Here is a 10,894-nt window from a genome sequence, read left to right as displayed (position 1 = left end):
CGCGCCGGCGGGGAGGGTGTGTGGCCGCCGGCGCGCCCCCCGCGGCCCCCCCCCCCCCCCCCCCCCCCACGGGACTGTGCATATTGACCTGTCACGCCACCCCCCAACTCTGTGGCGAGGGGATTTATCCCCGTTGGGCTGCGCAGCAGCCCCATCCAAGCTGACCGAATTCCAACGGCCAAATCGCGTGCCTGGTTTCAGGGCCGCTGCGCGCCCCAGCGGGGATGAATCCCCTCGCCACAATGGGTGTAGCGATCCATAGGACTCACGCCGTGGCGAGGGAGCTTGCTCCCGCTGGGCTGCGCAGCAGCCCCCTCCCAGTCTGACCGCGTTCCAGCCGCCAGCCCATTAGAACTTGAAGCGCCCCACCAGTCCCTTGAGTTGCCCGGAGATGTCCGTCAGGCGGCCCGAGCCGGTTTGGGCGGAGTGGGCGAATTCCTCGACCAGTTGGGCATCGGCGTGGATCTGGGCGATGTGCCGGTTGATGTCTTCCGCCACCTGGTGCTGTTCCTCGGCGGCCGTGGCGATCTGGGTGTTCTGGTCGCGAATCGAGTCCACCGAGTTGCGGATCTTGTCGAAGCTGTCGCGGGCTTGCTGGATGCGCTCGACGCTGGTTTGCGACACCTGCAGGCTGCTCTGCATCTGCTGGGTCACTTCCTGGGTCCGGCGGGCGAGGTTGCCCAGCAGGCTGTCGATCTCGCCGGTGGAGTCGGCGGTGCGCCGTGCCAGCGCGCGCACCTCGTCGGCCACCACGGCGAACCCACGGCCCTGGTCGCCGGCGCGCGCGGCTTCGATGGCCGCGTTGAGGGCCAGCAGGTTGGTCTGTTCGGCAATCGAGCGGATGGTGTCGAGGATGGTGTTGATGTTCTTGCTGTCCTGCTCCAGGGCCTGCATGGTCTGGGTCGACTTTTGCAGGTCCTCGCTCAGTTTCATCACGCTGCCGGTGGCCTCGCCGATGTGATGCTGGCCGTCGTGTACGTCACGGTAGCCGGTGTCGGCGCTGGAGGCGGCTTCGCTGCACGAGCGGGCCACTTCGTTGGCGGTGGCAACCATTTCGTTGAAGGCGGTGCTCACCAGTTCCACGGCCTGGCGCTGGCGCCCGGCGGCTTCGTTCATGTTCTGGGCGACGTCGCTGGTGTCGGCGGCGGCGCTCTGCAGGTCGGACGAAGCGATGCCGATGCGTTGCACCAACTGGGCGATCATCCCCAGGAACTGGTTGAACCAGCTCGCCAGGGTGGCGGTTTCGTCCTTGCCCTGCACGCTGAGCTGGCGGGTCAGGTCGCCTTCACCTTCGGCGATTTCCTGCAGGCCGTTGGCGACGCCGCGGATCGGCCGCACGATCACGCTGGCAAAGCTCGCCCCGACGACCGCGAACACCCCAGCCAACACGGCGGCAATCACCGCGATCAACCAGGTCAGGCTCGACGCCTCGGCCATCACTTCGTCGCGCTTGATCAGGCCGATGAAGCGCCAGCCCAAGCCTTTGGAACTGACCACGTTGGCCATGTACGGCACACCGTCGATCTCGATCTGGGTCACGCCGTCGCCGCTCTTGGCCAGTTCGGCATAGTTGGGGCCCAGGTCGGCGAGGGGCTTGAAGTTGTGCTTGGCGTCGCTGGCGTCCACCAGCACGTTGCCGTTGCCTTCGATCAGCATCAGGTAGCCGCTGTCGCCCAGCTTGATGGCCTTGACCAGTTCGGTCAGTTGCTTGAGGGACACGTCCAGGCCGACGACGCCGACCAGTTTGCCGGCCGCGTCGGAAATGGTGTGGACGATACCGATCAGGGAGATGTCATCCGGCGCCCAGTAGTAGGCATCGGTGCGTACGGTGTTCCCGGGGGAGGCGATGGCCGCCTTGTACCATGGCCGCACGCGAGGGTCGTAGTTGGAGATCTTGGGGTCATCGGGCCAACTGGCATACCCGCCGTCGGCCAACCCCACGGAAAGGTAAGCGGTGGTCGGATGGGACTTGGCGAACCTGTCGAAAATCGCCAGCAGTTCCTTGTTGGTCTCGGGGAGCGGGGTCTGGGCTGCGTCGGCGGCCGCGTAGTTCTTCAGGTCCTTGGCGGCAATGATGCGCGGATCCTTGGCGAAGAACTCGACGTTCTGGCTGATGCCGTCGAAAAAGGTCTTCATCCCGTTGTCGATCTGGCGGATCTCACGACCACTGCTGTCCAGGAAATTGGTTTTCGCCGCCTCGCGCAGGTTCAATACGACGAGCACCGCCACCAGGATCACCGGGAGGCAGGCAATGGTCGCGAACGCCCATGTCAGCTTTTGCTTGATATTCATGACTTCTCCCGCGGAATATTTTTGATGTTGGAACGGCGGAAACACTGGCGGTTGGCGTTGCGAGTTCCTGGAAAGGGAAAAGCGCCCATGCCTACTCCCGGTGTATCGACCAAAGTCGTAGGCACTTGAGACGGTCCAGCGTTAATTTGAACCACCTGGTCCGGGTGATTGCAGCCGACGCGGCCAGGCTGGAAATTAGCGCGGATTGCCCTGCAGCCTTTGCGCGAACGCAAAATCGAAGCAAGTCCTGATCGTCTTCTGTATTCACGAGGCCCTATGCCAAGCGCATTCGAGAGCGTACTTAAAAACAAGAACATGGCTTACCGACCGCTCGGGTCGACACCGGCCAGCCAGGCGCCCATTCGTGTCGCGTTTGTATTGATGGACAATTTCTCGATGATGTCCTTCACCGGGGCGGTGGACGCGCTGGTGACCGCCAACCTGATGAGCGACATGCCCCTCTACGAGGTGCTGACGGTGGGCGTCTCGGGCGGGCAGGTGACGAGCGACCTGGGGATTGTCATCTCCACCGACATCGAGCTGGCGAAGATGCCGGAAAACCAGGACGTGATGATCGTCGCCGGTGGTTTTCGCGTGAAGTTGCAAGGTCACCCGTTGCTGCGCCGCAAGCTGCGCGCCAATGCCACGGCCGGGGCGATCATGGGTGGGTTGTGGAACGGCGTGTTCTTCGTCGCCGACGCCGGTCTGCTGGACGGTTTCGAGTGCGCCGTCCACCCGGAAAGCCGGGCGATGATGGCGGAGATGTTTCCCAGCGTGAAGGTGTCCAGCCGTGCCTATGTGCTGGACCGGGGACGCGTCAGTTGCGCCGGTGCCAACAGTTCGCTGCGCATGATGCTCCAGTTGATTCGCCAGACCGGCGGCGAGGCGTTGGTGGGGGCGATCGAGGAAATCCTGCGCTGTGATGAATCAGGCGATGCATCGGACCTGCCGCCCGTGTTCGTCGAGACCGATCCGACGCTGCCGGAAAGCCTCAAGCTGGCCTTGGAGCTGATGTGGCAGAACGTCGAGGAGCCGCTGACGATCGATGAGCTGGCGGCCTGCGTGAAGATTTCCAAGCGCCAGCTGGAGCGGCGCTTCTGTAGTTTCCTCGGGGCGACTCCGACGCGTTATTACCTGGAGTTGCGCCTGACCCGTGCGCGCCAGCTCATCCAGCAGACCAATCGTTCGGTAACGGAAATCGCCGTGGCGACGGGCTTCGTCAGTTCACCGCATTTCCAGCGGCGCTTCCGGGACTTCTTCGGCGTTCCGCCGGGCAGCTATCGCTCAACGTTCGCCCGCAAGTAAACGAGGCAAGGCCTCGTCCCCGGGGACGAGGCCTTGCCTCGCAGAATGCTGCTTTGAATCGACCGTGAAGACGATCAGATCTTATCGTCGTTCTTGGCTTCGGCAGGCTGTTCGGCGGTCTGCGAGGCGGTCATGGTCGTACCTTTGCAGAGTACTTTGCCGACCTCATCGGCTAGCGAACCGTCGATGATCCGGCCTTGCATCTGATCGAACTCGGCTTTTTCGAGCCCCTCGATACTGGCATACATCCCCATGTGGCGGACATTGTGGCCAGTGCAATCCAGTTCCAGCTTGGTAAAGCTGGTGAAGTAGGCGCCCGTCCTTTTCACGGTCGCCTGGACGGACGAACCGTGTTCGACGAACGAGACGATAGAATACTCTGCAGCGGAATCATCGTAGGTGTACTTGATGTTCTGAACGTCCGCTGACGCCTGGCAGGCACAGCAAAGGGCGAAGAGGGAGATCAGGGTTTTCATGCATTCTTCCATGAGATGAGCAGATGCCAGAGAAGTATTGGATAATGGCCAACTGAAATCATTTTGCTTAGCCGGTGATAGGCAGTCAATTCTATCGGATAAGTTTCACGACCGAACGTCGGATCGTGAAAAAAAACCGGAACTTTTCCAATGTTTTTTGTCATGGCAGGCCTACGCACGTACAAATGCGCGAGCGCATCGAGTGCGGGGAGCCCCTCAATCGATGCGCTGTGCCTCAATTAGCAAAGCTTGAATACGCCGCACTGCCTGGCTTTTTTTAGACGTATTTCACGCAAATCCCTCATCCCTTATATCCGGGCTTTGTAGCTCAAGGCATCTGTGGCAGTTCCCGCGGCTGCAGGTCGAATACCAGCACTTCCGCATCCACGCCGTTGCCCAGTGTCAGCGCTTGCTCCTCGCGGACCCGCACGCCATCGCCTTCCTGCAACGCCAGGCCATTGAGTTCGACCGAGCCCCGGGCGACATGCACGTAGGCGTAACGGTCCTTTGCCAGGGCCAGGGTCGCACTTTCGCTGCCGTCGAACAGCCCGGCGTAGACCCGCGCGTCCTGGCGAACTTCAAGGGAGCCGTCGGCGCCGTCCGGGGAAATGATCAATTGCAGGCGACCGCGTTTCTGTTCGGCGCTGAAATGCTCCTGTTGATAGCGGGGCTGGGCGCCGCTGACGTTGGGCACGATCCAGATTTGCAGGAAGTGCACCAACTCGTCCGCGCTGTGGTTGAACTCGCTGTGGGCCACACCGCTGCCGGCGCTCATCAACTGGACGTCGCCGGGGCGAATGACCGAGCCGGTGCCCAGGGTGTCCTTGTGCTCCAGCGCGCCTTCGAGCACATAGGAGAAAATCTCCATGTCCCGGTGGGGATGCTGGCCGAACCCCTTGGCGGCGGCGACGCGGTCGTCGTTGATGACCAGCAGGTCGGAGAAGCCTTGTTGGTTGAGGTCGCGGTAGTTGGCGAAGGAAAAGGTGTGGAACGAGGTCAGCCAGCCGTGGCGGGCGATGCCGCGATCCGAAGCTTTGCGAAGGGTCAGCATGATGGTTTCTCCTGATGTCTGTGGGCGGCGGCTGGGCCGTTCGCCGGGTTCGGAAGAAGATTAATGGTTATCGACCCATTCAATAAGCAGGTTGAAAACGAAAGACTGTCTCTTTTGAGTGGACAATGGTGAATGCCTATCTGCGCTCGCTTCGCTTCGACATAATGTCGCTCGAAACTGGTGGGATGAGGTTTGTCTCCCCACCGGGCTTTACCGATTCTGTTCCATCTTGGCGTATTCCCGATGAAAACCGTTGCAATGGTGCTGTTCCCGGATTTTTTGCTGCTCGACATGGCCGGGCCCCTCGAAGTGTTTTCCATCGCCAACCGCTACCTTGAACCGCAACATCATTATCAGTTACTGACCCTGGGTACCGAGCGCGGGGCGTTGCGCGCGTCCAACGGCGTCAAGGTCGAAGCCGATATCCATATCGACCAGGCCTGGGCCGCTTATGACGTGCTGCTGGTGCCGGGCGGGCCGGGCGCCTATAACGACCGGCACCCGGGGTTGCACATCTGGCTGAAGGCCGCCGCGCAACGGGCCACGCGCTACGGCTCCATCTGCACCGGTGCCTTTGTGCTGGGCGAGGCCGGGTTGCTCGACGGCTACCGCGTCACCACCCACTGGCATTACACCGAACGACTGATCAGGCGTTTTCCCAAGGCGTTGGTGGAGACCGACAAGATCTACCTGCAGGACCGCCGCCTGATGACCTCCGGCGGCGTCACCGCCGGGATCGACCTGGCCCTGCACATCGTCGCCCAGGACCACGGCCGCAAGGTTGCACTGGACGTGGCCAAGGTCTTGCTGGTGGTCATGAAGCGCCAGGGCGGGCAGGCACAGTTCAGCCCGCTGGTGGCGGCTGTGGCGGCGCAGGAATCGCCCATCACCCGGGTGCAGAACCATGTCATGGAGCACCTGGAGGAACCGTTCACCATCGAGCGCATGGCGGCGCTGGCGGCCATGAGCTCACGGCATTTCGCCCGGGTGTTCGCCCGCGAAGTGAAGATGACGCCGATGGAGTTCCTGCAAGGCGCGCGCATTGACCGGGCGCGCCAGTTGCTGGAAAGCACCGACCTGCCGCTCAAGACCGTGGCCTTTCGCAGCGGCTTCGGCAGTGTCCGGCACATGCGCTCGCTGTTCAGTGAAAAGCTCGGATTGACGCCGGTGCAGTATCGCCAGCAGTTCAGTTGAACCCCGATTGTCCGTCCAGGGCATCGTCATGTCCGTGTCGCGCCCCGTGCCAGCATTGTCCTGCAAACGATGGCTGCCAAGATAACGGCACACCCTCAGGAAAGGATGTGCAGGAGCCGGGGCAGACGCGTTCGTTGACTCGGGACGTGGTGCCCGTAGCGGTTATCCGGCGCGGGATCGCTCATGAACAGTTTCGTCAAACCCGATACCGAAGCCACGGTGGGCTTCGGTCCGTTTGTCTTTCACCGCCAGCAGCGCCTGGTCAGCCGCGATGGCGAACCGCTCACGCTGGGTGGGCGGGCCCTGGACATTCTCCAGGTGCTGGTGGAGCACGCCGGCACCTATGTCAGCAAGCAAGCGCTGTTGGCCAGCGTCTGGCCGGACAGCGTCGTCGAAGAGATCAACCTGCGGGTGCATATCGCGGCACTGCGCCGGGCCTTTGGCGATGGGAAGGACGGTAGCCAGTACATCCTCAACGACCCCCGGCAAGGCTATTGCCTGGCCGCAACCCTGGTCCCGGCAGCCAACCTGGAACGGCACAACCTGCCGGCCCGGCTGAGCCCGGTGATCGGTCGCGATAAAGTGCTGGGGCAATTGTTGGCCGAGGTACCGCGCCGGCGCCTGACCACCGTGACCGGTCCGGGCGGTGTCGGCAAGACCACCGTGGTGTTGCGGGTGGCGGAGCTGTTGCTGGAGCATTTTGCCGACGGCGCCTGGTTTGTCGACCTGGCCGCCATCACCGAGCCGCATCAGGTTCAGGCGCAGGTGGCGCACGCCCTGGGCGTTGCGGCCGACACCCTGGCCCGGCACCTGCAGCCGCGGCATCTCTTGCTGGTGCTCGATGGCTGCGAACATGTGCTGGAAGCCTGTCGGGAGTTGGCCTTGCAGGTAGGGGCCTCGGCACCCGGGGTGACATTGCTGTTGAGCAGCCGCGAGCCCTTGAACGTGGCCGACGAATGCGCGGTGCTACTGCCGGGCCTGGCGCTGGTATCGCCCCTGGAACTCGAGCCGCAACTGCGGGCGAGCCCGGCCACCCAGTTGCTGATCGAGCGGATCGGTGCCCGGCAGCAAGGCTTCACCGCCACGGACCGCGACCTGGTGGCGATCGCGCAGATCTGCCAGCGCCTGGACGGTTTGCCGCTGGCGCTGGAGCTCGCCGCGGCCCAGGTCGGGGTGTTGGGCCTGGCCGGCGTCCTGGAGCAACTGGAGCACGGGCTCTCGTGGCTGAGCCACGGGCGGCGTACCGCGGTGGCTCGTCATCAAAGCCTGGAGGCCATGCTGGATTGGAGTTTCGAGCGCCTGGGCGCAGCCGAGCAACGGGTGTTCCAACGGCTGGCGGTGTTCGACCGACCCTTTACCCTGAAGGCGGCGATGGCGGTCATCAGTTGCCCGGAGTTGGACGCGGATCAGTTGCCCTGGTTGTTGTCGCGGCTGGCCAGCCAATCCCTGGTGATGGTCGAGCAGGGCGCCCATGGGGTGCGGTTTTCCTGGCTCAACACCACCCGTGCCTATGCCCTGGAAAAACTCCGGCGCAGTGGCCAGTGGTCGCTGTATTACCGGCGCTACGTCCTGCAGGACGCGTGGCGGCCACTGCGTTCAAGGGCCGCACCGCCGAGACAAGGCCTGGAGCAACGCGCCGGCCTCCACTAGGTCGGGGGTGTCGAAGCCTTCGGTGAAGCGTCGATAGACCGGGCCGAGCAAACCTTGGGCGTCGACGTCCTGGCCCCGGCGCTGCCACAGCCGCGCCAGGGTCGTGGCGCTGCGCAGTTCCCAAGCCAGGGCGTTGTCACGCCGGGCCACCTCCAGCGACTTCAGCAATTGTTCCTCGGCACGTGCCTCGAGCGCGGGGTCATTGCGTGCCAGCAAGCTTTGCGCGTCGGCCCGAAGGATCTCCGCCGCACACCAACCCGCCGCCCCGCTGTGGGCCCGCGCCAGTTGTGCCGGGCTGACGGCATCGGCGCGCAGGGTGGCGACGATGTCCTGGACCAGCCGCGCGCCGGCGGCGTCGGTGACCAACGCTTCGTCAGCGAAGGCGCGGGCGTAATGACGGGCCCAGTCGTGGAAGAACATCACGAAGTGCTTTTTCGTCTGGTGCTGCAACAGGTCGAGCCTGTCCCGGGCAGTCTTGTGATCGCCGTTGTAGCGGGCGATCACGCAACTGGCCAGCGCCAGTGTGTAGCAGATCGAGGTACCGTGGTTGATCTGCAGGGCGATCTGCAACGCCAGGTCGGCGGTGCGCTGGGCTTTCTCGGCGAAGCCCTGGAGCCACAGGATGCGCGCCAGAATGGTCAGCGAAGCCACGCTCTGGTCATATTGCACGCCGAAACCGTGGGTGAAGCGACTCAGGTGCCCGCTCTGGGCCATGCGCTGGATCACCTGCTCGGCGTCGCGGCGCGCCACGGCCTGGTTCCCGGCGAAATGCAACGCCAGGACCCGCAGGCGCAAGGCACTGAGGGACAGGATCGGGTCGCCCTGCGGGCCCAGGCGGTCGAAGTCCTGGCTCTGCTCCAGCGCCTGCTGGTAGTTGCCGCAACTGAGGTTGACGGCCATGTGGCCCGAGACCGCCCGCAGTTCGCCCGGCAGATCCTGGCTTTGCCGCGCCAGCCGTCGGGCCGTGATGAAGGCGTTGAGGGTCGCCGGCGTGCCGCCCTCGGTGTGGTAGCGGTAGCTGCCCTGGGCCAGTTCCAGGGCAAGGGTCAGCTTCGGGCACGGCGTGGGATCGCTGCGCAGCAGCGCCAGGGCCTTGCTCACATACAAGCCATGTTCCTTGAGCAAGGACAGCTCCTGCCACAGCGGCAAGGCGCGGGTGGTCAGGCGGATGGCGACGGTGCGGGCGCCTTGCGCGGACAAGCCCCAGTCGAGTGCCGCGCGGATGTCGTCGCGATAAGTGGCGTAGCGGGCGATCCACAGCCGGGTAGGGGTGCTGTGCCAATCGTCCTCGGCCTGCTTCATCAGCGTCAGGCAGCGTTCGGCGTGGCGCTCCCGGCTCGTGGACAGCTCCTCGGCGTCGATGAGTTTTTCAAGGGCGTAGCTGCGCGTGGTGTCCAGCAGGCGATAGCGCACCTCTTCGTCGCCGATCTCGACATTGAGCAACGATTTGGCCACCAGTTGGCTGACCGACACCAGCACCTGGTCGGGCGCGACCTGCTGGCCGACGATCACGGCCGCCGCCGAGGCCAGGTTGAAACTGCCCACGAACACCGCCAGCCGCCGCAGGCAGGTCTGCTCGCAAGGGGTGAGCAAGGCGAAGCTCCAGTCCAGCGTGGCGCGCAGGGTCTGCTGGCGGGGGGCGGCGTCGCTGCTGTTGTGCAGCAAGGCCACGTTGTCCAGCAGTTGCCGGTGCAATTGCTGCACGCTGAAGCGGCTGATTTGCGCGGCGGCCAGTTCGATGGCCAGGGGAATGCCGTCCAGTCGCCGGCAGATGTCGACCACCAGCGGCACCTCGTCGTCGGTCAGCTCGAAGTCGTCGCGGCTGGCCATCGCGCGCTCGGCGAACAGTTGCAGGGCCGGGTACGCCAGGGCCGGAAAGCCTTGGATGGGCATTTCCCGTGGCGGGAACGCCAGGGCGTCCAGGCGCTGTACGTGTTCGCCCTCGGCACGCAGGGCCTCGCGGCTGGTGGCCAGGATGTGCAGGTGCGGGGCGCCGCGCAGCAGGGTTTCGCTGAGTTGGGCGACGGCGTCGATCAGGTGTTCGCAGTTGTCGATGACCAGCAGCAGGTGTCGCTCCTTGAGTTGCCGGGCGATGGCCTCCAGCGGGTCGCCGTCCTGCAACGGCAGCTCCAGCAGCGCCGCCAGGTTGGGTGCGATCATGGCCGGATCGTTCAGCGGGGCCAGGTCCAGCAGGTAACTGCCGTCGCGATAGCGGCTGATCAGCCGTTCGGCGACCCGCAGGGCGACGGTGGTCTTGCCGATGCCGCCGGTTCCGACCAGGGTGATGAAGCGTTTGCGCGGCAATTGCGCCACCAGGTTTTCCAGCAAGGCATGGCGTCCGATCATCCGGGTGTGGCGCAGCGGCAGGTTGTGCGCCAGGGCAGGGGTGGGGGCGGGCGGCTCGGGTGGGGCGAACGACACCGGGGCCACGAAGCTGTAGCCGCGCTGTGCCACGGTGATGATGTAGCGCTGGCCGGCCTGGCCGTCGCCCAGGGCCTTGCGCAACGCTGCGACGTGCACCCGCAGGTTGGTGTCTTCAACGATGCTCGTGGGCCAGACGCGGGCGATCAGTTGCTGCTTGCTCACCACCTGCCCGGCGTGTTCGAGCAACACCAGCAGAATCTCCACCGCCCGCCGCCCGAGTCGCAACGGCTGCCCCCCCTCTAGCACCAGACGCTGGCGGGGATGGACCCGGTAGGGGCCGAAATGCACCGTCTGGTCGACGGGCAGGCGGATGGATTGACTCATGGATAGCTGTTCCCGGTGCAGAGCGCATACCCGAGCATGTTCCTCAGGTTTGGCTGCAAGTGCAACGGCCCAGAGCCTTCCCCGCGTTCGCCACTCAAGCCGTCGCGCAAAAAATTAACAACGTTTAACTCACGCACACCTCGCCGTTGACCGGACCATGCAGCCCTCCACCTCTCTC

General features: G+C 64.3%; 7 protein-coding genes and 1 pseudogene. 3 read left to right on the top strand and 5 right to left on the bottom strand.

Annotated elements, in window-relative coordinates; all coding sequences use genetic code 11:
- Nucleotides 1-348 precede the first annotated feature (348 nt).
- Together Q6A48_RS25960 and Q6A48_RS25955 are read right to left on the bottom strand one after the other, a co-directional pair.
- Entirely contained in the window at nucleotides 349-1,116 is a 768-nt protein-coding gene (locus Q6A48_RS25960) for a methyl-accepting chemotaxis protein (protein ID WP_369811659.1), read from the bottom strand.
- Nucleotides 1,117-1,209: 93 nt separating this feature from the next.
- A pseudogene (locus tag Q6A48_RS25955) lies at nucleotides 1,210-2,292 on the bottom strand (cache domain-containing protein); the annotation flags it as partial.
- Nucleotides 2,293-2,568: 276 nt separating this feature from the next.
- Between Q6A48_RS25955 and Q6A48_RS04455 the strand changes: the two are divergent.
- Entirely contained in the window at nucleotides 2,569-3,597 is a 1,029-nt protein-coding gene (locus Q6A48_RS04455; protein ID WP_304552309.1) for a GlxA family transcriptional regulator, read from the top strand.
- 74 nt (nucleotides 3,598-3,671) lie between these two features.
- Here the strand turns inward: Q6A48_RS04455 and Q6A48_RS04450 are convergent, their stop codons facing one another.
- Together Q6A48_RS04450 and Q6A48_RS04445 are read right to left on the bottom strand one after the other, a co-directional pair.
- Complete coding sequence (locus tag Q6A48_RS04450; protein WP_304552308.1) at nucleotides 3,672-4,073, bottom strand: hypothetical protein; 402 nt, start codon at nucleotides 4,071-4,073, stop codon at nucleotides 3,672-3,674.
- Between the two features lie 328 nt (nucleotides 4,074-4,401).
- Nucleotides 4,402-5,124 carry a pirin family protein gene (locus Q6A48_RS04445; protein ID WP_304552306.1) on the bottom strand — a complete coding sequence of 241 codons (723 nt, stop codon included), beginning with the start codon at nucleotides 5,122-5,124 and terminating at the stop codon, nucleotides 4,402-4,404.
- A 243-nt stretch (nucleotides 5,125-5,367) separates the two neighbouring features.
- Between Q6A48_RS04445 and Q6A48_RS04440 the strand changes: the two genes are divergently transcribed.
- Nucleotides 5,368-6,318 carry a GlxA family transcriptional regulator gene (locus Q6A48_RS04440; protein ID WP_304552304.1) on the top strand — a complete coding sequence of 317 codons (951 nt, stop codon included), beginning with the start codon at nucleotides 5,368-5,370 and terminating at the stop codon, nucleotides 6,316-6,318.
- Between the two features lie 183 nt (nucleotides 6,319-6,501).
- On the top strand, nucleotides 6,502-7,968 hold the full coding sequence (locus Q6A48_RS04435; RefSeq protein ID WP_304552301.1) for an ATP-binding protein: 1,467 nt from the start codon (nucleotides 6,502-6,504) through the stop codon (nucleotides 7,966-7,968).
- Here the strand turns inward: Q6A48_RS04435 and Q6A48_RS04430 are convergent.
- Nucleotides 7,915-10,716, bottom strand: a complete 2,802-nt coding sequence (locus Q6A48_RS04430; protein ID WP_304552300.1) for an ATP-binding protein — start codon at nucleotides 10,714-10,716, stop codon at nucleotides 7,915-7,917. The genes Q6A48_RS04435 and Q6A48_RS04430 overlap by 54 nt on opposite strands.
- Nucleotides 10,717-10,894 lie beyond the last annotated feature (178 nt).

The sequence above is a fragment of the Pseudomonas citrullilanati genome (assembly GCF_030580855.1).
GTDB lineage: Bacteria > Pseudomonadota > Gammaproteobacteria > Pseudomonadales > Pseudomonadaceae > Aquipseudomonas > Aquipseudomonas citrulli.
Note: the sequence above shows the minus strand (reverse complement) of the source record. Positions and strands in the feature narration are given on the sequence as shown.

Bases quoted from the DNA above. Each gene is read 5' to 3' on its own strand.
- Q6A48_RS25960 (WP_369811659.1), bottom strand. From the start codon at position 1,116: ATGAACGAAGCCGCCGGGCGCCAGCGCCAGGCCGTGGAACTGGTGAGC.
- Q6A48_RS04455 (WP_304552309.1), top strand. From the start codon at position 2,569: ATGCCAAGCGCATTCGAGAGCGTACTTAAAAACAAGAACATGGCTTAC.
- Q6A48_RS04450 (WP_304552308.1), bottom strand. From the start codon at position 4,073: ATGAAAACCCTGATCTCCCTCTTCGCCCTTTGCTGTGCCTGCCAGGCG.
- Q6A48_RS04445 (WP_304552306.1), bottom strand. From the start codon at position 5,124: ATGCTGACCCTTCGCAAAGCTTCGGATCGCGGCATCGCCCGCCACGGC.
- Q6A48_RS04440 (WP_304552304.1), top strand. From the start codon at position 5,368: ATGAAAACCGTTGCAATGGTGCTGTTCCCGGATTTTTTGCTGCTCGAC.
- Q6A48_RS04435 (WP_304552301.1), top strand. From the start codon at position 6,502: ATGAACAGTTTCGTCAAACCCGATACCGAAGCCACGGTGGGCTTCGGT.
- Q6A48_RS04430 (WP_304552300.1), bottom strand. From the start codon at position 10,716: ATGAGTCAATCCATCCGCCTGCCCGTCGACCAGACGGTGCATTTCGGC.